Origin of the sequence: Paenibacillus sp. 32352 (assembly GCF_002042965.1) — a bacterium.
GTDB lineage: Bacteria > Bacillota > Bacilli > Paenibacillales > NBRC-103111 > Paenibacillus_S > Paenibacillus_S vulneris.
This window is the reverse complement of sequence record NZ_MZNT01000006.1, coordinates 76,086-95,054: the sequence shown is the minus strand read 5'-3', so window position 1 is coordinate 95,054 and position 18,969 is coordinate 76,086. Positions and strand designations below refer to the sequence as shown.

The window sequence follows — 18,969 nt, the reverse complement described above, 5'->3', positions numbered from 1 at the left end:
CCCCTGCTAAATATGAATTCGTACGGATACGTTCATGCCCGGAACGATGGCGAGTCCGTTATAGCTGTCCAAGGTGATGGTTACAGGAATGACTTGAGTGACCTTCGTATAGTTTGCGTTGCTGTTGGAGGACGGCAGCAGGGAGAATGAGCTCGCTGTTGCTAATCCCACTTTTTCCACATGGCCGGTGATGGTGGTTCCCGGAAAAGCGTCTGCATACACGTCCACCGTTTGCCCCACCTTGATATTGTTGATTTTTGTTTCTTCGATATTAGCGGTAACGTACAGATGGGCCATGTCAAATCCTCTGGCGAGCGGAGAGCCTGCCGAGACGAAGGAGTTGGGCACGGCGGTCTGCTGAACAATAGTGGCGTCAATCGGGAACGTCAAATCAACTTTGGCTGCGCCAGCTGCCGGCTGGATGCTGCCTACACGGTCGCCGGAGCGATAAGCCTTGCCAACCGTACCGTTCCAATCCGTAAGCTGACCGGAAGCAACGGCCGCAATCGTTATAGCCTGGCCTTCGAATTTGGCGTTATCAGTCGTTACATAATTGATAGAACGGTTGTAATAGTAAATAGCCGCTCCGGCGCCACCCAAAATGAGGATCAAAACCAAAATATTAACCAAAATTACTTTGCTCATCTTACATTCCTCCATACTCCAATATTCTGTACACATTTTCCCCTGACGGTTGTTTCTTTATGCAATGGATTTCTGAGATTGGAAATTCATGAGCGGCCTCATACTTTGCGGATTCATGGGGAAAATTGAAGGAAGAAGCACAGGATAGGGAGGACAGAGTCAACCATGAAAATCATTGTGGTTTATGATAGCGAGAACGGGCACACGGAGGCGCTGGCACGCTCCATCTACGAAGGGGCTAACAGCCACCCTCACTCTACGGTCAAGCTTCGCCATGTAAGCGATGCGGATACGAGCGAGTTAGTTGAGATGGATGCGATCATATGGGGCTGTCCGGGGCATTTCGGAACCATAAGCTCCGGCATGAAAACGTGGATCGACCAATTGGGATATCTCTGGGCACAAGGGAAGCTGATGGATAAAATCGGCGCTGTCTTCTGCACCACCGCTACAGTTCACGGCGGCATTGAAGCGACGATGCTGAACCTGATTACTCCGATGCTGCATCAAGGAATGATCATTGTGGGACTTCCCGGCAACATCCCTGAAAATGCCTTATACGGCTCCTATTATGGAGTCGGTGTTACCTGCCCGGTAGAGGCTTCACGTAATGATCCGCCGAACCTGCCTTCGGAACGAGACCTTGCACTTGGCCGGGCATTAGGTAAACGGGTCGCTTCGATAACCGCCAAGATGAAGCACGACAGGGTGTAAGCTTATGCAATATATCATTTTTGGTATTATTGCCGTTGTCGGGCTTATCTTCCTCATTGTTTACAATTTGAAGGTCGAGGCTAACCGCAAAAAGAAGGAGGCCGAAACGGCTACTCCCGCCAGAGTGGAAGTCGCTCCTCCTGCAGCCGTGCCCTCCGCAGCGCCACCTGCAGAACCCGAAAGAGAGCCGGTGAAGGAAGTGCCCGCAGCAGCGGAATCTTTACCGTCGGAGCCCAAGGTGCAAAAGCAAAGCAATCGGGGCGATTATGACTATCGGCAGGCGCTTAGGAACTTTGAGAGCGGAGAGGAGCAGGATGAGGATCAACAGCATCTGCCGCCCAAGGCGACAGGCGATAATCAATTTCGCGATGCGCTTAGATCTTTGAACAAGCAGGATCATTAGGAACAACATAAGCCCGGTAGAAGCATTCAGCTTCGAGCCGGGCTTTCCTGTTTGGCTATAGACCATAGTTGAAGTGAAGCATGCCGGGTTGGGGATGTCTGATGAGGTTAATTTTGCTCGTACGCATTCAGGGCATTGACGGCATGGGCTAGAGCGGCTCCAGCATTGACGGCGGAAGCGACCATAACGGCCTCCATGATCTCCTCCATCGTGCCGCCCAGCTTTTTGTACTTGGCTACATGCACGTCGATGCAATAAGGGCAGCCGGTGATATGAGCGGCGGCTATGGCAATAAGCTCCTTTGTCTTACGTGGGATGAGCCCGGAAGCGAAGGCTTCCTTTTCGTATTGAAAATAGCTGTTCGCTGCCGGTAAGGCCATCGGTCTCAATTCTGAAATGCGGCCTAAATACGATTTGCGGTATAAAACGTCATCAGGCAATGGAAACAACCTCCATTCGGAAATATGTTTAGATATCTAAGTAAATAATAAATCAGGATGGAGGATTTTTCAAGTAGGAAATACGTAAATTTCCAAAATAGTTCCGAGTGCATATGTAGCAAGGAATTTATATATTTAAATGAAAAACGCGATAAATATAGATTAATTAAGGTCTTTCGGGACATCCGCCGGGAAACTATCAACCCGAAGCAGTTGTTTTAAAAAAGAACAATAACAAGAAGAATATACTTCGATATCGAAATAAAAGAACCCCCGTTCAAGGGAGTTCTTTGTGCACATGATAAAGTATTATAATTTTGGTTCTTCCCGCAGAAAGCACCGCTAAATCTGCTTCGAAGTCATGGGCTCAACTTTAAACTGGTTATTTCCCTTCATTCAGATTGCCCATCATTCTCTGAATCCAGACTCTCAGGATCTTAATCTCGTCCGGGGAAAAGCCGCCGCGCATTTTCTCCTCGCCCTCTATGACTATGGCCATGCAAGGCTTCTCCAATGCCCTTCCTTGCGGCGTGATATATAATCGCTTGACCCGGGAATCGCTCGGGTCTCCGCTGCGGGTGACGAGCTGCTTGTTCTCCAGCCCTTTAATCAAATGAGTCATAGAAGCGGGCTGGATGCCGAGCATTTTTTGAATATCGGTCTGCGTCAGCCCGTCCTGCTCCCAAAGCATCATCAGTACACCCAGCTGGGAATTGGTAACCCCGTACGATTCCAGGCGGCTGTCCAAATAATTGCAAATATCCCGGTAAGCCCGCTTCATCCAAAAGCCAAGCAAAGACGACATTTGTTGTTCCATGTCCTACCTCATTCATCAGATTGTATCAGCCTGGCGTAAGCCGGGGGCTGCCGTATCTTCAGTGTACAATGGAACGAACACAATGCCAATCCTATGTCCTATTAGCTGGCCGGCACGACAATTGTTTGTCCGGGGAAAATCAGATTGGGATCGGCAAGCTGATTCCATTCCTGCAGCTTTTCCCATTGAGTTCCATACCGACGGGCAATAGTCCATAAGGAATCTCCGGATTGTACGATATATACCCCCGAGGAGGCTTGAGCTTCTACAGGCGCAGCAGGTTTAACCGGAGCCGGCTGGGGCTCCGAAGCGGAAGATATGACCTTCATGCGGCTATCGACGCTCGGCTGCACGGAGCCTATTTTTTGCAGGTAAGCGATGACCGATTCCTCAAGTGAGGAGAAGTCGTTAGCTATCGGATAATCCTTGAACATCGTATATTGGTCGCCGCCGGCCGCCATAAAATCATTCGTGGCCAGAACGTAGACCTTGTCTGGCTCGATCGGCTGTCCCTTGACCAATACATCGCTTACGCGCTGGCCGGAGGGCTTGCCGGCGTCAAGCGTGAACGTAACCCCTCCGACATGCGGGAATCCGCCGAGAGGCTCAGGATAGGAGGAAACCCCCAGCTCGAGGGCCGCTACGATATCAGAGCCCTTGACCTTTTTAGTCTGAATGTAATTGCCAAACGGAAGCACCGTAATGATCTGACCTTTGGTGATTTGACCGGCCTCGATGGATGCGCGAATGCCGCCTCCGTTGGTCAGAGCGACATCCGCACCGGTCTCATCCAGCATGGCGTCCGTGATCAGATGGCCCAGATTGGATTCGCCGACACGAACCACCTCGCGCTCCCCGACAAGCTTCATCGCTGAAGAGCCTACCACTTGGGATAATATGCTGTCTTGGCTCTTCTTGATCTCATCGATTATGCTCAGGACCGCTGGATCGGCTTCCACGCTTTCGGTTGCAGGCTTGGTAATAAGGCTTGCTGTTTTGCTTTTGATGGTTTTGCCGTCCAGCTGGAGATCGACCTTGCCGATATTTTTACTATATTCCCCAGTCTGGGCTATGAGGGTATTTCCGACGGTTATCCCGTGCTCCAGCGTGGAATGACTGTGCCCGTCGATAATGACATCAATACCGGGGACCTGCTCAGCCACTTTGGTGCTCGTATCCGCGCTTGATTTATCGATTCCCAGATGCGCTAAAGCAATGATGATATCGGCTTTCCCCTTGAGCTCGTTAACCATTGCTTTGGCTTCAGCTACCGGGTCGGCGAACGTAAGGCCTTTCACATTATTGGGGTGGGTCTTGTATGTCGTTTCCGGGGTCGTAAGGCCAAAGATGCCCACCTTTACTCCGGCAACGCCCTTGATAATATAAGGCTTGAGCAGGCAGGTTCCGTCAGCCTTCTTCACATTGGCCGAAAGAATCGGGAATTGAGCTTTGCCGCTCAGCTCGACAAGCCGGCTGCTTCCGTAGTTGAAATCATGGTTGCCGGGCTCCATGGCATCAAAGCCAATGCTGTTCATGATTTTGACGATGCTCTCGCCGCGCTCCAGATTAGCGATGGTCTGCCCGTGGAACGTATCCCCGGCGTCCAGAACCAGCGTGTTCGGATTAGCCGCTTTCTGCTGTTTGATCAGGGTCGACAGCTTGGCGTAGCCGATGCCCTCCTTGCTTTCTTCAACCCGGCTGTGGATGTCGTTCGTGTGGAGGATGGTGATCGTTGCCGCCCCGCTCGTTGCGTCAGCAGCGGATGCAGGGACCGCCGTGGATGCGGCGATGAATAATGTCAGCATTACAGAAAGCCATGCTGTTCTTTTCTTCATACTTGCCCTCCTTAGGTTACCTATTTAATTTGTCCACCGCATTGTATCAGCCGAATGTTAAAGGATGAACAACTGTGTGTTAATTTATGGTAAATTTGGGCAAATAAAAACCACGCCTTAGAGCGTGGTCAGACATTATTCAAGCCTAAGCCTGCTGCTTTTTTCTGCGGCTGATGCTTTGAGCCCGGAGGGTCTTAATAGACAGCGTAATCCCGGTTACAGTAAGGACGATCATGCCGACGGCCGTCAAATCGACGAGCCATTTCACATTCGTTTGGCCGATTCTGCCTTCGTGGAGGCCTCTAATAACTCCCATAACGCCGCCGGCTTCCCCGCCGCGGTCGCCGCCTTTAAAGGCTTGCCGGTTAGCCGTATCGGAGGCTCCGTCTGGACGGTTGGCTAAAGCTCGTCCCGTATTGGCGGATGCTTGATCGGATGCTCCTGAATCTTGTCCTGCTGCTGCCGATTGGGTAATGGCTTGAGGAGGCTTCATGTCCATGCCGCCCGATCCGACCAGCCATCGTTCCGATAGCAATAATCCCGTGACGGATTCAATCAAAATAAAAATAGAACAGATCAATCCAATCCATAAATGCAGTTGACGTGTGCGCTTCATAAGAATTTCACCTTTTCTATCATAATGTTTTCGTTTACTGATCTGATAGCAAGTATAAAACGGTTTTATGAAAAGCGACTGAAGTGCAACTGAAAGTCTCCTGAAAGCCAAAAAAGCAGCCCCAGCGCGTCAACGCCGGAACTGCTTCGGATGAATATGGGGATCGTTCCTTACAGCTCGAAGGAGCTTTTAAGGGAGACGATTCGGTTATAGACCAGCTTATCGCCCTTGGTCAGCTTCGGATCAATATTAAAGTAGCCGTGGCGGAAGAGCTGGAACTTGTCCTGAGGCTGAGCCTCTTTCATGTTCGGCTCTACGAAGCCATGGACGATCTCCAGTGAATTCGGATTGATATGCTCCATGAAATTGTCACTGTCGCCTTTTTCCTCATCGAGGATGAGCGGCTCGAACAAATGGAATTCGGCAGGCAGGGCATGCTTGGCATCGACCCAGTGGATCGTTCCCTTCACCTTACGTCCGGTAAAGCCGCTGCCGCTCTTCGTCTCCGGATCGTACGTGCAGTGAATTTCGACCACATTCCCGTTCGCATCCTTAATGAAGTCGTTGCATTTGATGAAATAAGCATTCTTCAGACGCACTTCATTGCCGGGGAACAGCCGGAAATATTTGTTCGGCGGATTCTCCATGAAGTCGTCCTGCTCGATATAAATTTCACGGGAGAACGGAATTTGGCGAACGCCCATGTCCGGATTTTCCGGATTGATCTCCGCGTCCAGCATTTCCACTTGATCTTCCGGATAGTTCGTGATGACAACCTTCAAAGGGCGCAGAACCGCCATCGTGCGAGGCGCCTTAAGCTTCAAATCCTCGCGGATGAAATATTCCAGCATGCGCTCATCAGCGACGCTGTAGCTTTTGGCTACGCCAGTTTCCCGAACGAAATTGCGGATCGATTCCGGTGTATAGCCCTTACGGCGTAGTCCGCTGATCGTCGGCATGCGCGGATCGTCCCAGCCGTCAACGATGTTCTCGTCCACGAGTTGCTTTAAGAACCGTTTGCTCATCACCGTGTTGGTGATGTTCAGCCGGGCAAATTCATATTGCTTCGGCTGGTGCTCCATCTCGCACTCGGATACAACCCAATCGTAGAATGGGCGTTGATCCTCAAACTCCAATGTACAGATAGAGTGGGTGACACCCTCAATCGCGTCCTCTAGCGGGTGGGCAAAGGCATACATCGGATAAATGCACCATTTGTCGCCGGTATTATGATGAGTCACGTGAGCGATACGGTAAATAACCGGGTCGCGCAGGTTAATATTCGGCGAGCTCATGTCGATTTTGGCACGCAGCACCTTCTCGCCGTCCTTGAATTCACCCTTGCGCATCCGTTCGAACAAATCGAGGTTCTCCTCAACGGTTCTGTCGCGATGCGGGCTGTTTTGTCCAGGCTGCGTCAAAGTACCTCGGGTATTGCGGATTTCATCGGCGGACTGGTCATCGACGAAGGCGAGACCCTTCTTGATCAGCAGCACCGCACGGTTATACATTTCTTCAAAATAGTTCGAGGCAAAGAACAAGCCGTCCCATTCAAAACCGAGCCAGGCCACATCCTCTTTGATGGCTTCGACATATTCGGTATCTTCCTTAACCGGGTTCGTATCGTCAAAGCGCAGGTTAGTCTTACCGTTGAACTCGTCGGCGAGCTCAAAGTTAAGGCAGATGGATTTGGCATGTCCGATGTGCAAATAACCGTTCGGTTCAGGCGGGAAACGGGTTAATATGTAGTCGACTTTGCCGGATTTCAAGTCTTCCATAACGATGTTTTTAATAAAATTGGATGATGCAGACGGGTTCTCCAACAGAATCAACCTTTCTTACGTAATAGTTTATCTTAATATAATACACAAAATCGGGTTGAAATATAATGGTCCTTCCTCTAAAACTATGACTTTTTTGGGAGTTTGGCAGTTTCCGGGAAAAACAGGCTCCCTTCGGCGGCCTAACAGCCCTTCTTTTGAGACCCTGCGTGACGGGAGCAAACGCTGCAGCTGGCAGGCATATGACGTTAGGAACAAAAATCCCTCCGAATCCAGGCGAAAGCAAGCCGGATGGAGGGATTTTTCGGTTGTCCCGCGAAAGGCGTTCTTACAAAATTTGCGCTTCACAATACGCTAGAAACAGCTGGATATCCGTGGACAGCAGGAAGGGGATCGCTTTTTCGATCCGGTCCAGAGGCCAGTGCCACCATTGCACTTGAAGCAAGCGGCGAATGGTCTCATCGTCGAAGCGGTATTTAATAATTTTGCCGGGGTTACCGGCTACGACAGCGTACGGAGGAACATACTTGGTAACAACGGCACGGGCCCCGATGACGGCACCGTCACCAATCTGCACGCCTGACATAATCGTAGCTCCAGACCCAAGCCAGACGTCATTGCCGATCACCACATTCCCTTTTGTCTTCGGATGGCCCTGGATATAGCTGAAACTTGGGATCAGGGCATTGAAAGGATACGTAGTCACCCAGTCCGGGCGGTGCTCTCCTCCGAGAAAGATGGATACTCTATCGGCAATAGAACAGAACTTTCCGATGGTCAGAATGCTGTTCTCCCCCCAGGATAGAACTTCCGGGTAGCCGTAAGTAAATTCCCCAATAAATATTTTGCTCCCTTCCGCTCTTCGAGGGAATGTCTGCTGCAGTGAATGTATACTCATGGTGCTCACGCTCCTCGAATATTGAGGTATCCATGCAGTATATTCACGAGCATGTCCTGACGCATCGTACAGGAGTACAGGGAGGGGGGAACTTATTGCTTTTTTAAGACAGCACGTAGACCTTTACATTTTTTTTCACGCCGAAGTTAATAGCCTCATCCAAATCGTTCATGAACACGTCGATTCGCGCGCCCCGGACGGCAGAGCCGGTATCTTCCGCTGTGCGGATGCCGATGCCGTCAATGAATACGGTAGAGCCGATAGGAATGACGGCAGGGTCTACGGCAATAGTCCGGCCCTCCTCCGCCTTGCTTCCGCTGTAGGTAATGCCGTAGGCGGGGCTCGTAGGCTCCTTTCCCGTAGATTCTTTGCCGGCCGTGTATGCGGTAAGCGTCGAGCTTAGCACTTTTTTGATAACCTTTTGCTGACCGTCGGAAAGCGGGAGGACGGATTCCGCAGAAGGGATCTGCAGCTGCTGGCCAATGGAGAGAAGGCGCGGGTCGTTAATATTATTTTCAACCATAAGGGATTCTATGGAAATGCCGAACATACTCGCAATTTTATACAGCGTATCGCCGGAGTTTACCTGATAATAGACAGGCTCTGGCGCCGAAGGCTCTTCATCGGCAGGCTGAGGCTCGAGCAAAGGTTCAGGAGCCAAAGAATAATAGTAGGGGTCGGAATAGGCCTCGAGCAAATCCGTTCCATCGTCTAATACATGATAGGCATATACATGGGCGGCCAAGGTCAGGTTGGATAGCAGCAATGCAGGAAGTAACAGCATAATGCTCAAGCTTTTACGATACATGGTTCTTTTCCTCCTTCGATAGCACAAATGATAGAATCGATTGCTAGTAGCTAGATTTGCCGATTTTGCTAGATTCTATACCTGTGCCGGGAGAAGGAGGGGATACTTGGGCTATCAGACGGTTTACGATTTTTTATAGAATGAAAGATTTGCATATTTTCATTGATGGTGTATGGTATTAGTAAATGTTGGGTTAGAATCGTTGTTTGAGGTGGGGAATCATGGATTTTTGGACGATACATATATGGAAGACGCTGAATGATTGGATTCCCGTCATCAACCTGCTGTTTGCGGCGGCCATTATTTTTTTGGAAAGGCGTAATGTAGGGGTTACCTGGGCCTGGCTTATGGTGCTGCTGCTTCTGCCGGTGGTCGGATTTCTGTTGTATATTTTTCTTGGGCAAAACCTGGCCAGACAGAAGGTGTACCGCAACCGTCCGCGTTTGGAGAGGCGGGTCCGGGAGGAGATGAAGGGGCAGGCCCAGAGCCTGCATAACAATACATTCGCATATCACGATCCTTCGGTTCGGGACTACCAGCGGTTGATTTATATGAACCTGATCAGCGGCTACTCCCCTTTGACTCAGAACAATGAAGTCACGATCTTTATCGACGGGGTGGAGAAATTCGAAGCGCTGCTTAAGGAGATTAGCCGTGCCGAGCATCATGTTCATTTGCTTTATTATAAAATCGGCAACGACGAGACCGGCAGCAGGCTTATCGAGGCTCTGACGCGAAAAGCACAAGAGGGCGTTAAGGTGCGTCTCTTGTATGACCATATCGGGTCCCTTGGGGTCAGGAAAAGAATGTTCACGGACTTGCTGGCCGCAGGCGGAGAGGCGCTTCCCTTCTTTCCGTCCAAAATCCCTTATTTGAACTTCCGCCTCAACTACCGTAATCATCGAAAGATCGTAGTCATTGACGGGCGGGTCGGGTTTGTCGGGGGCTTTAATATCGGGGATGAATATTTGGGGATGGACAAGCGTGTCGGTTATTGGCGGGATACGCATTTGATGCTGCGGGGCGATGCGGTGCATCGGCTGCAGGTCCAATTTTTGCTGGATTGGGGCGTTGCCGCCTCCAGTGAAAGCCCGATGGCTGACCCTGCATTCTTCCCGGCGATGCGGGATACGGCGCAAACGGCGGTACAAGTTATTACCAGCGGCCCGAGCTCGGAGACGCAGCGGATCAAGAACGGCTTCATCAAATTTATCTTCGAGGCCCAGAAGAGAATCTATATTCAAACGCCTTATTTCATTCCCGACGATAGCGTGCTGAACGCATTGAAAATAGCGACGCTGTCCGGGATAGACGTTCGCATCATGATCCCCTTCAAGGGCGATCATCCTCTGGTTCATCTGGCTTCCTACGCCTATTTGGTGGAGCTGCTTCGTGCAGGGGCAAGCTGTTACTTGTATGACAAGGGCTTTTTGCACGCGAAGACGATGGTGGTCGACGGTCAGGCGGCATCCGTGGGTACAGCCAATATGGACCGCCGCAGTCTGGAGTTGAATTTTGAAATCAATGCCTTTTTATTCGATCCCAAGGTGGCTTCCCGTCTTGAGCATATTTTCGAGCAGGATATTCGTTACTGCCAGCTGCTGACCTGGGATAGCTACAACAAAAGGCCGCTTCTGACCCGTGCTGCGGAATCGATGGCGAGATTGATCTCTCCTATTTTATAATTGAAAAGGAAATGGATTCCAGTATACAATAGGAGCTGCAAGAATAGTGAGGTGCCTATGATACATATCGGACTTGCCGGTTGGGGCGATCATGATGATTTGTATGGGGAAGGAACCCCGGGCCGGGATAAATTAAAGGTATACAGCCGCCATTTTCCCATTGTAGAGGTGGACAGCTCGTTTTATGCCGTTCAGGCGGAAACGACATATGAGAAATGGGTACATGATACTCCGGATGATTTCGGATTTATCATTAAAGCCTATCAAGGCATGACTGGACATTCGCGGGGGAAAATTCCCTTCGACGACGAAGCCGCGATGTTCGAGGCCTTCATCCGATCGATAGGACCTGTGCAGGCCGCAGGGAAGCTGAAGACGGTCTTGTTCCAATACCCTCCGTGGTTTGATTGCACGAGAGCCCATGTGCAGAAGCTGCGGGAGGCCAAAGAACGCATGGGCCCCATTCCCGTTGCGCTGGAGTTTCGGCATCAGAGCTGGTTTACCCCCGAAATGAGGGACAAGACGCTGTCGTTTATGGAAAAGGAAGGATGGATGCACAGCATCTGTGACGAGCCTCAGGCGGGCTTGGGTTCGGTGCCTGCGGTTCTCCATCCCACGGTCCGCTCCATGACGATGGTTCGAATGCACGGGCGGAATCAAGAGGGCTGGAGTCAGGCAAGCGCCCCGAATTGGAGGGATGTCCGCTACCTGTACCGCTATTCCCGGGATGAGCTGATGGAATGGAAGCAGCATCTGGAACGGCTTCAGGAGAAGACCGATGAGCTATGCGTCATCTTTAACAACAATTCCGGCGGTGACGCGGCGGCCAATGCCAAGCAATTGATGGAGCTGCTGGGGATGCAGCCGAAGGAGAACGCCCCGAAGCAGCTGGACTTATTTTGAACAGGAGTGTTGTAGGAGAATGAATCCGAGGTTGGTACATGAGAATGAAACAGCTTTATTCATTATATGTGTCTGCGTTAGTGTGTTTATTTATCTCAGTCTGATTTTTTCCATGATCGGGATTCCATATTTGATCATAGGCTTGATCGTATCGCTCATATTGCATGGGCTGCTGGTAGCAGGCATTCGCAGCTCGGGCGTGAAGCTGTCACCGAACCAGTTTCCCGTAGTGCATGAAAAAGTGCAGGAGCTGTGCCGGCAAATGGGGATCGCGAAGGTGCCCGACGTGTTTGTCGTTCAATCCGGGGGAGTTCTGAATGCATTCGCAACCCGCTTTCTGGGACGAAATTTCGTGATTTTATATTCGGACATATTCGAATTGATCGAGCAGGGGAATGACGAGGAGCTGACCTTCGTGATTGCCCATGAGCTTGCGCATATCCAAAGAAAGCATATCAACAAGCATATGCTGATCTGGCCTGCGATGTGGGTTCCTTTTCTGGGGAAAGCCTATTCCCGTTCCTGCGAGTTTACTTGCGATCGTATTGCAACGGCGTATACCGGAAATGCCAATGCGGCCGTGCGGGCTTTAACCATCCTTGCTATAGGCAAGCAGCTGTTTAACCGGGTCAATATAAACGAATATGTGGAGCAGGGTGCAAGAGAGAGGGGCTTTTTCATCGCTTGGTATGAGCTCATGTCGACCCATCCTCCATTGCCCAAGCGGATTAACGAAATCGGACGCTTTCACGCGCATCCCTATTTGTACGGCTATCAGTCGCAGCGCTTTGAAACGGAAGAGCAGCCGACGGCGTTATTATAATTCGGATGCCGGGCTTTGCGAAGAAGGGGCTCATCGGCATAAAATACCTCCTTTTGTTCCATAGTAAGCAAGGAATGAAAACCAAGACTTAAGGAGGCATCTTCCATGACAGAGGATTCCAGTCTGCAATCGCAGAACCCGATTTCCCAGGCGCAAAACTCCGTTAAGACGGCTCACCATGCGGTTACGCAGGCGCAAAGCCATCCGAGCGAGCAATTGATCGAGCAGGCTCAAACGGCGGTGGAGCGGGCGGAGCGTGCAGTGGAGCAGGCCGGCTTCAGCCATAATCAGAAGGCGGTAGAGGAGGCTAGAGCGGACCTGGCAGAGGATCAGGCGGCGCTGCAAAGCCTGACACCAATGGAAAGCCCGGAAGAAACGGAAACCCGATGAGCGGACCGCTCAACCAAGCAATCAGGAAGACCTGCAATGACCGGTAGGACCGGCTTGCAGGTTTTTTTTGGCATGGAATAGGTTTGAAAGCCAAGGAGCCTGCTTCGGGGCTGCCCGTGATTTCTCCCGGTCTCCTATGCTACAATAAAGGCAATAATGGACATAGAGAACGCTTAAATATGAATGGAGGAATCTGCGATGACACAGCCTCAAGCGGAACTGGTTCTAGACCTTAAAGCCACCTTGGGAGAAGGCCCCTGCTGGGACTCCCGGAGCGGAACGTTATACTGGGTGGATATCAAGCAAAATCAGCTTCATGCTTACTGTCCTGAGCAAGGAGCGAACCGTACGATCACGCTTGATCAAATGGTGGGAGCGGTTGTTCCGAGGCAGGAAGGCGGACTTGTGCTGGCGCTCCAGCACGGCTTCTATCTGCTGGATTGGGAGACGGAGCAGCTGACGTTCATTGATGATCCGGAGAGCGACAAGACGGAGAACCGGTTTAATGACGGCAAATGCGACGCGGCAGGCCGTTTCTGGGCCGGTACGCTCAGCTTTGATGAGAAGGAGCCGATTGCAGCGCTCTATGTTCTGGAAAAGGATCGGAGGGTACGCAAAGTGCTTGACGGCATCACGGTATCCAACGGGCTCGGTTGGAGCCCGGATGGCGGAACGATGTATTACATTGATTCGCCAACCAAGAAGGTCGTTGCATATGATTACGATGTGGAAAGCGGAGTCTTGGGACAGGCGCGAACGGTAGTGACCATACCGGAAGGCGGCGGCTTCCCCGACGGAATGACAGTGGATGCGGAGGGAATGCTGTGGGTGGCTCAATGGGGAGGCTGGCAGGTATCCCGGTGGAATCCGCAGACGGGCGAGCAAATCGGCAAGATTTCGCTGCCAGCAGCCCGCGTCACTTCCTGCACATTCGGAGGGGAGCGCTTGGATGAATTGTATATCACGACCGCGCGCACGGGGCTGTCCGAGGAGGAGCTCGCCAAGCAGCCGCACGCCGGCGGAGTATTTCGCGTAAAGCCGGGAGTAGTTGGACTTCCTACTCATATGTACGGAGGCTGACAGTCAGCAAACAAGGAGCTGATGTACATGATCCAAACGTTCGTCAACATAGTGGAGCAGGAGCTGCTCCCCGCGCTTCGCATCGAAAGCGAGCACTCCCACGACCCTGTTAAGGTGCATCATGTGCCGAAGCCGTGGAAGCTGCTCGGAGCCGGCAACTATGCCGCGGTTGTATATCACCCCGACTATAGCGATATGGCGGTAAAAGTATACGCTCCCGGCCGTCCGGGGCTTGAAGCGGAGGCGGAGGTATACAGGCGGCTGGGGAGCCATCCTGCCTATTCGGAATGCTATTATGCAGGGAATTCCTATCTGATTCTGCGGCGCTTAAGCGGCATTACGCTGTATAACTGCATCCTGAGGGGGATTCCGATTCCCCGGCGGGTCATCGACGATATTGATGCGGCCCTCGACTACGCGAGGCGAAAAGGGCTGAATCCGCACGACGTACACGGCAAAAACGTCATGCTGAAGGACGGACGGGGAATCGTGGTCGACGTGTCAGATTTCCTGAAGGAGGAGCCCTGCAGCATGTGGGACGATTTGAAGGCCGCGTACGACCGGTTTTACTTCCCGGTACTGCACCATATGCCCGTTCCTGAGTTTTTGTTGACCGCAGTGAGGAAGGGCTACCGCTGGTTCAACGATCATGCGCGTACGGGTTCGGATTCTTGAGGCCTGCCAAAATGGGCCGGCCTCCGGCTGATATGCCCTCCCAAGACGGTCCCATTCTTCATACAATATCCCAATCCTCGTATCAATGTGAGAGTGGTGATCATTTCAATGGATTGGGAGTTTCACGATGTGGTATTTATCGCGGATTCAGCCCCCGAGCTGCCCCTTGAATTCATGGTAAATGGAGCCTGGTCGGGGCATCGGCGCTTCGCCTATGATCTGGTTCGCTTTGCCAAACCTAGAACGATTGTGGAGCTGGGCACCCTGTATGGAACCTCGTTTTTCAGCTTTTGCCAGGCGGTGAAGGACGGGGGGTTGTCTACCCGCTGCTATGCTGTGGATACATGGAAGGGAGACTTGCATACAGGGGCTTATGGAGAAAATATCTACCTTGATGTTTCTGTGGTGACAGCGAGGGAGTTTCCCCAGATCGGTACGCTGATTCGCGGGAGCTTCGATCAGGCGTTGGATTTGTTCGCGGACGGCTCCATCGATTTACTGCATATTGACGGATATCATACCTATGAAGCGGTGCTTCATGACTTTCAAACCTGGTATCCGAAGATAGCGCCCAATGGCATCATCTTGTTCCATGATATTGTGGCGCGTCTTGCCGACTTTGGTGTATATAAGCTGTGGGATGCATTATCAGTGCTGCCGCATATGTCATTCCCGCACAGCAGTGGCCTGGGGGTACTTTTTCCGAAAGGGGTGCCTGAGTCCTTCCTGCCCGTTTTGCAGCGTAAAGAGGAATTGATACAGCATTATGCAGCCCGATATATGTTATAAGACTTACTCCCCCTGTGCTTACTGGAAGAAGCGAGGGGGATTTTTGCGTGGGTGAAGAAAAAAAGCTTCTGCTATCCATTAGGGAGCAGGCTTACCTGAAGCCGGAGCGCTGTTAGCCGGAGAGGAAGCGGGGGCGGTGCCGTTCGTCGCAGGACCTCCTTGCATGGCGGGCTGGCCGTTGGGGCGCTGCATCGGGCCTTTTTCTTTATGTACCATTTGCCCTCCCAGATGCCCCGTATAGGACACGAGCAGCACCCCGATAAAGGCGGCAGCCAAATAAGCGGGCCGACTCCCGGTTTCGGCCTTCTTTCTCCAGTGAAACCATAAGCGCAGGGCTGTTAAGAGAATGAACAGCACCATCGTGATTTTTCCGTACAGCGCATGCTTCTGGATGGCAGGATTGGGGATGTCCGGACCGGTCCAGACCGAAGCGATCGTTCCCAGAGTTCCTACGACCAAACAAAGGATAGCGGCGGTATGCCAATCCTTCTTCTTCAAGGCGACAGCCAGGATGTCGAAGACGAAGCTGAAAATTAACATGGCAATCGGAATATGGATAAAAATAAAATGCATATTTTTCATAAGATAATCCATCGCTCTCATCCTCTCATCTAATATAATGCACTACTAGTCTTCTCTAAGTATCAGCTGCCTTCGAATACACCCGCCTTCCGAAGCGATTATACACTACATAGAGTAGTGTTCAAGATCATTGTAGCAGAACCACTTTATGGAAACCTGAAAATAAACTTAAAGTTTTTACGCCGCCTCGACCGGCCTTTCACCGTCATTTCCGCATCATAGATCCCGGGGGATAAGGGTATAATAACGTCCGAGTTCAACATCAAGGAGGGTTTTGGCATCTATGGCAAACGATAAAAGCATGAAGCCTGTATCCAGTGACGAAGTCGAAACAGACGGTATATATGAGAATGAATGGGGACGCGAGGAGACGCTGAAGCGGGGGGATGAGTTTCCTTACGATCCTATGATGGGCCAAACCGAATGGGAGCTGGTCAGCTTGCCTCTCGAGAGCGAGGAGCAAGAGCTGTACAAGAATACCAAGGGCAATACCAAGCCAAGGCTCCATATCGACCAAAGCGATAAATAGAAAGCGGAAAGCCTCTGCGTGCATCGGAGCTGAAGTGAAAGCTTACTGCCGCGTTTCAGCCTTCCTTAAGAAGGGTAATTCCATTATGAGCAAAAATAACCTATTCCAATGATCTAAAAAGGAGCGTGACCTATATGTCTACAGCTACAACCGTATCGATTGAAAAAGTATTGAACAAGCAGGTAGCCAACTTCGGTGTATTATATATGAAGCTCCATAACTATCACTGGTATGTTAAGGGACCTCATTTCTTTACGCTGCACGTCAAATTCGAAGAGCTGTATAACGAAGTGACGCTTCATTTCGATGCGGTGGCCGAGCGCCTGCTCACGATTCAAGGAAAGCCCGTAGCTACGATGAAGGAAATGCTGCAGGATTCCTCTATCAAGGAGGCCAGCGGCAAAGAAAAGGCCGAGGAAATGGTTTCCCAGCTGATCGATGATTTCAACACCGTGAACAAAGAGCTTCAGGAAGGTATGGAAGCCGCGGAAGAGGCGGGAGACGAGTCGACCTCCGATCTGCTGCTGGGCATACAAGCGAGCCTGGAGAAGCATGTGTGGATGCTGAAATCGTTCGTGCAATAATGAAGGGAAAAGGGATGAGCGCTGCGGAATGCGGCGCTTTTTCTTTTCTAATGGAGCTATGCTATCGCTGATTCAAGCGGCGAATGTTCCTGCTCGCATTCCTGTGGGCAAATTAGGTATAATTACTACTAACCATCATGGTCATGCCGGCGAATCAACCGGACTTTGCCGGGGGGCCTGATTCGGTCAAGAAGAGCCCGGACGGATCGCGGCCTGCTTCCTAAAAATAGCCATGACCTTACTTACCCATCGGAACGGAGAATGACCATTTATGCAATCCATAGCATCGCTATTGAACGATCTTATCCAACAGCGCTCGCTCATACAAGCGACCTTAAGCCAGGTTCGCACCAAGGATCCACAGGGCTGCACCAAGGTTGTCGTGAAGCCGCTGGAGATGAAGGGCAAGCTTCATTATCAATTCAGCTCCTACTGCGGCAGCAAAGTTCTCCATGATAATGTTGTGCCCGAAGAAGCCGCTGAACGAATGGAGCAGATGCTCACGGTGTCGTTCCGTCAAGCGCTGCTGCAAGCAGTGGAAGCGGACTACCAGGTACTGATCAGCAAGAAGGGGAAAGCCGGTATTTTAAAGAAGCCGCCGACCAAGAAGCCTGCGGCAGAGCTATCCCACAATCGTAAAAAGAATTACGTGCTCGAGGAAGGGACCCCGATTCCTTTTTTGGTCGAGCTCGGGATTATGAACGCGGAGGGCAAGGTGCTCGCCAAGAAGTATGACAAGTTCCGGCAAATCAACCGCTTTGTCGAGATGATCGCGGATGTAGTGCCTCATCTGTCAAAAGACCGGACGCTGAACATCGTCGATTTTGGCTGCGGCAAATCGTATCTCACTTTCGCCCTCTATCATTATTTGAAAGAAGTACAGGGGCTCGATATCCGGGTGATCGGTCTGGATCTTAAAGAGGATGTCATTCGGCATTGCAGCAAGCTTGCTGAAGACTTCGGCTATGACCGCTTGCAGTTTCTTGTGGGGGACATCGCCCAGTATAACGAGCTGGACCGGGTCGATATGGTCGTGACGCTGCATGCTTGCGACACGGCGACGGATGCGGCTCTGGAAAAGGCGGTCCGCTGGCAGGCCGACGTTATTTTGTCCGTGCCCTGCTGTCAGCATGAGCTGTTCCGTCAGCTGCAGAATCAGGTGCTTCAGCCTCTGCTGCAGCACGGGATTTTGAAGGAACGGTTCGCTGCGCTGGCTACGGACGCCATTCGGGCCAAGCTGCTCGATATCGTAGGCTACAAGACGCAGCTGCTGGAATTCATCGATATGGAGCATACGCCCAAAAATGTACTGATTCGGGCCGTCAAAGGAAAACGGCCTGCGGAAGCGGAGCTGTTGGCCATGGTCCGCAGCTATGTGGACTACCGGAGCTTCCTTGGGGCCGATCCCTACCTGGAGCGTGCGCTGGAGCCTGAGCTGCGGCCGTTATGGAACGCCTATGCCGCTAGTGCCCAATAAAGCGGATAATCTAAAAAACTTTACAACCAAGAGGTGAGCTCCCAACACGAAAGATCGAAGGGGCTCATTATTTTTTATACGAGGGGGAGGAAACATTGGAAACCAAGCTGGTGAAAGGCGGTTTATACGGCTTCATCATCGGACTGTTCTTGGCCGTCCTGCTGTGCGACGATCAAGTAACCGTCTCCAGAAGCGCTTCATCGACCGTAACGGAATTATTGCCCATGAGAGAATATGTGCTGAAGCTGCTCCGCTGGGCCTGCGGCGCCTCTTTGGGTACGGTGGCCGTATTATGGGTGCGGGATTGGCTGGACCGGGATCCGGGCCGTAAACAGGAGCCTTCGTTTATCGTCGGGTTTCTAAAGGCCTTTTTTGTTGTCATAGGAGTTATTGTTGCGGTTATGCTGTTTATGCTTCTGTGGAGACGATTTGTCTAACGGATGTCGGTTTGTTGCTGAAAATGTCATATTTTGTACGTGATGGTAGGCCTTTATC

Annotated in this window: 22 protein-coding genes; 13 read left to right on the top strand and 9 right to left on the bottom strand. The window is 51.4% G+C overall.

Annotated elements, in window-relative coordinates; all coding sequences use genetic code 11:
* Positions 1-6 precede the first annotated feature (6 nt).
* Positions 7-645, bottom strand: coding sequence for an HlyD family secretion protein (locus B1728_RS15565; protein WP_079911159.1), 639 nt, complete (start codon positions 643-645; stop codon positions 7-9).
* A 165-nt stretch (positions 646-810) separates the two neighbouring features.
* On the opposite strand from B1728_RS15565, the gene B1728_RS15560 reads away from it, so the two are divergent.
* Both B1728_RS15560 and B1728_RS15555 read left to right on the top strand, forming a co-directional pair.
* A complete protein-coding gene (locus B1728_RS15560; protein ID WP_079911158.1) occupies positions 811-1,359 on the top strand; it encodes an NAD(P)H-dependent oxidoreductase in 549 nt (182 codons plus the stop codon).
* A gap of 4 nt (positions 1,360-1,363) precedes the next feature.
* Positions 1,364-1,762, top strand: a complete 399-nt coding sequence (locus tag B1728_RS15555; RefSeq protein ID WP_079911157.1) for a hypothetical protein — start codon at positions 1,364-1,366, stop codon at positions 1,760-1,762.
* Positions 1,763-1,869: 107 nt separating this feature from the next.
* On the opposite strand, the gene B1728_RS15550 is transcribed toward B1728_RS15555, so the two are convergent.
* The 7 genes from B1728_RS15550 to B1728_RS15520 form a co-directional block, all read right to left on the bottom strand.
* Complete coding sequence (locus tag B1728_RS15550) at positions 1,870-2,202, bottom strand: carboxymuconolactone decarboxylase family protein (protein ID WP_079911156.1); 333 nt, start codon at positions 2,200-2,202, stop codon at positions 1,870-1,872.
* A 382-nt stretch (positions 2,203-2,584) separates the two neighbouring features.
* Positions 2,585-3,019 carry a MarR family winged helix-turn-helix transcriptional regulator gene (locus B1728_RS15545; protein WP_079911155.1) on the bottom strand — a complete coding sequence of 145 codons (435 nt, stop codon included), beginning with the start codon at positions 3,017-3,019 and terminating at the stop codon, positions 2,585-2,587.
* Positions 3,020-3,120: 101 nt separating this feature from the next.
* On the bottom strand, positions 3,121-4,854 hold the full coding sequence (locus tag B1728_RS15540) for a 5'-nucleotidase C-terminal domain-containing protein (protein ID WP_079911154.1): 1,734 nt from the start codon (positions 4,852-4,854) through the stop codon (positions 3,121-3,123).
* Between the two features lie 145 nt (positions 4,855-4,999).
* Positions 5,000-5,470 carry a PepSY-associated TM helix domain-containing protein gene (locus tag B1728_RS15535; protein WP_079911153.1) on the bottom strand — a complete coding sequence of 157 codons (471 nt, stop codon included), beginning with the start codon at positions 5,468-5,470 and terminating at the stop codon, positions 5,000-5,002.
* Between the two features lie 170 nt (positions 5,471-5,640).
* On the bottom strand, positions 5,641-7,293 hold the full coding sequence (locus B1728_RS15530) for a glutamine--tRNA ligase/YqeY domain fusion protein (protein WP_179136033.1): 1,653 nt from the start codon (positions 7,291-7,293) through the stop codon (positions 5,641-5,643).
* 286 nt (positions 7,294-7,579) lie between these two features.
* On the bottom strand, positions 7,580-8,149 hold the full coding sequence (locus tag B1728_RS15525; protein WP_079911151.1) for a CatB-related O-acetyltransferase: 570 nt from the start codon (positions 8,147-8,149) through the stop codon (positions 7,580-7,582).
* Positions 8,150-8,252: 103 nt separating this feature from the next.
* On the bottom strand, positions 8,253-8,957 hold the full coding sequence (locus B1728_RS15520; RefSeq protein WP_256865369.1) for a 3D domain-containing protein: 705 nt from the start codon (positions 8,955-8,957) through the stop codon (positions 8,253-8,255).
* Between the two features lie 221 nt (positions 8,958-9,178).
* On the opposite strand from B1728_RS15520, the gene cls reads away from it, so the two are divergent.
* The 7 genes from cls (at position 9,179) to B1728_RS15485 (ending at position 15,302) form a co-directional block, all read left to right on the top strand.
* Entirely contained in the window at positions 9,179-10,642 is a 1,464-nt protein-coding gene (gene cls, locus B1728_RS15515; protein WP_079911150.1) for a cardiolipin synthase, read from the top strand.
* A 57-nt stretch (positions 10,643-10,699) separates the two neighbouring features.
* Positions 10,700-11,545 carry a DUF72 domain-containing protein gene (locus B1728_RS15510; protein ID WP_079911149.1) on the top strand — a complete coding sequence of 282 codons (846 nt, stop codon included), beginning with the start codon at positions 10,700-10,702 and terminating at the stop codon, positions 11,543-11,545.
* Positions 11,546-11,564: 19 nt separating this feature from the next.
* Entirely contained in the window at positions 11,565-12,368 is an 804-nt protein-coding gene (locus B1728_RS15505; RefSeq protein ID WP_079911148.1) for a M48 family metallopeptidase, read from the top strand.
* A 105-nt stretch (positions 12,369-12,473) separates the two neighbouring features.
* Positions 12,474-12,758 carry a hypothetical protein gene (locus tag B1728_RS15500; protein ID WP_079911147.1) on the top strand — a complete coding sequence of 95 codons (285 nt, stop codon included), beginning with the start codon at positions 12,474-12,476 and terminating at the stop codon, positions 12,756-12,758.
* 198 nt (positions 12,759-12,956) lie between these two features.
* Complete coding sequence (locus B1728_RS15495) at positions 12,957-13,838, top strand: SMP-30/gluconolactonase/LRE family protein (protein WP_256865368.1); 882 nt, start codon at positions 12,957-12,959, stop codon at positions 13,836-13,838.
* Between the two features lie 21 nt (positions 13,839-13,859).
* Complete coding sequence (locus B1728_RS15490; protein WP_079911145.1) at positions 13,860-14,513, top strand: serine/threonine protein kinase; 654 nt, start codon at positions 13,860-13,862, stop codon at positions 14,511-14,513.
* A gap of 108 nt (positions 14,514-14,621) precedes the next feature.
* Entirely contained in the window at positions 14,622-15,302 is a 681-nt protein-coding gene (locus B1728_RS15485; RefSeq protein WP_079911144.1) for a class I SAM-dependent methyltransferase, read from the top strand.
* Positions 15,303-15,380: 78 nt separating this feature from the next.
* Here B1728_RS15485 and B1728_RS15480 read toward each other — a convergent pair whose 3' ends face one another.
* A complete protein-coding gene (locus tag B1728_RS15480; protein WP_079911143.1) occupies positions 15,381-15,896 on the bottom strand; it encodes a DUF2231 domain-containing protein in 516 nt (171 codons plus the stop codon).
* Between the two features lie 271 nt (positions 15,897-16,167).
* Between B1728_RS15480 and B1728_RS15475 the strand changes: the two genes are divergently transcribed.
* The 4 genes from B1728_RS15475 (at position 16,168) to B1728_RS15460 (ending at position 18,911) form a co-directional block, all read left to right on the top strand.
* The gene (locus tag B1728_RS15475) at positions 16,168-16,413 is read left to right on the top strand and encodes a hypothetical protein (RefSeq protein WP_079911142.1); all 246 of its coding nucleotides are present in this window, start codon (positions 16,168-16,170) and stop codon (positions 16,411-16,413) included.
* A gap of 134 nt (positions 16,414-16,547) precedes the next feature.
* Entirely contained in the window at positions 16,548-16,997 is a 450-nt protein-coding gene (locus B1728_RS15470; RefSeq protein ID WP_079911141.1) for a Dps family protein, read from the top strand.
* A 271-nt stretch (positions 16,998-17,268) separates the two neighbouring features.
* Entirely contained in the window at positions 17,269-18,474 is a 1,206-nt protein-coding gene (locus B1728_RS15465; RefSeq protein WP_079911140.1) for a class I SAM-dependent methyltransferase, read from the top strand.
* 95 nt (positions 18,475-18,569) lie between these two features.
* Positions 18,570-18,911 carry a hypothetical protein gene (locus B1728_RS15460; protein WP_079911139.1) on the top strand — a complete coding sequence of 114 codons (342 nt, stop codon included), beginning with the start codon at positions 18,570-18,572 and terminating at the stop codon, positions 18,909-18,911.
* Positions 18,912-18,969: the final 58 nt, after the last annotated feature.

Coding starts and splice junctions, on each gene's coding strand:
- B1728_RS15565 (WP_079911159.1), bottom strand. CDS start 645: ATGAGCAAAGTAATTTTGGTTAATATTTTGGTTTTGATCCTCATTTTG.
- B1728_RS15560 (WP_079911158.1), top strand. CDS start 811: ATGAAAATCATTGTGGTTTATGATAGCGAGAACGGGCACACGGAGGCG.
- B1728_RS15555 (WP_079911157.1), top strand. CDS start 1,364: ATGCAATATATCATTTTTGGTATTATTGCCGTTGTCGGGCTTATCTTC.
- B1728_RS15545 (WP_079911155.1), bottom strand. CDS start 3,019: ATGGAACAACAAATGTCGTCTTTGCTTGGCTTTTGGATGAAGCGGGCT.
- B1728_RS15540 (WP_079911154.1), bottom strand. CDS start 4,854: ATGAAGAAAAGAACAGCATGGCTTTCTGTAATGCTGACATTATTCATC.
- B1728_RS15535 (WP_079911153.1), bottom strand. CDS start 5,470: ATGAAGCGCACACGTCAACTGCATTTATGGATTGGATTGATCTGTTCT.
- B1728_RS15525 (WP_079911151.1), bottom strand. CDS start 8,149: ATGAGTATACATTCACTGCAGCAGACATTCCCTCGAAGAGCGGAAGGG.
- B1728_RS15520 (WP_256865369.1), bottom strand. CDS start 8,957: ATGTATCGTAAAAGCTTGAGCATTATGCTGTTACTTCCTGCATTGCTG.
- cls (WP_079911150.1), top strand. CDS start 9,179: ATGGATTTTTGGACGATACATATATGGAAGACGCTGAATGATTGGATT.
- B1728_RS15510 (WP_079911149.1), top strand. CDS start 10,700: ATGATACATATCGGACTTGCCGGTTGGGGCGATCATGATGATTTGTAT.
- B1728_RS15505 (WP_079911148.1), top strand. CDS start 11,565: ATGAATCCGAGGTTGGTACATGAGAATGAAACAGCTTTATTCATTATA.
- B1728_RS15500 (WP_079911147.1), top strand. CDS start 12,474: ATGACAGAGGATTCCAGTCTGCAATCGCAGAACCCGATTTCCCAGGCG.
- B1728_RS15495 (WP_256865368.1), top strand. CDS start 12,957: ATGACACAGCCTCAAGCGGAACTGGTTCTAGACCTTAAAGCCACCTTG.
- B1728_RS15490 (WP_079911145.1), top strand. CDS start 13,860: ATGTACATGATCCAAACGTTCGTCAACATAGTGGAGCAGGAGCTGCTC.
- B1728_RS15485 (WP_079911144.1), top strand. CDS start 14,622: ATGGATTGGGAGTTTCACGATGTGGTATTTATCGCGGATTCAGCCCCC.
- B1728_RS15480 (WP_079911143.1), bottom strand. CDS start 15,896: ATGGATTATCTTATGAAAAATATGCATTTTATTTTTATCCATATTCCG.
- B1728_RS15475 (WP_079911142.1), top strand. CDS start 16,168: ATGGCAAACGATAAAAGCATGAAGCCTGTATCCAGTGACGAAGTCGAA.
- B1728_RS15470 (WP_079911141.1), top strand. CDS start 16,548: ATGTCTACAGCTACAACCGTATCGATTGAAAAAGTATTGAACAAGCAG.
- B1728_RS15465 (WP_079911140.1), top strand. CDS start 17,269: ATGCAATCCATAGCATCGCTATTGAACGATCTTATCCAACAGCGCTCG.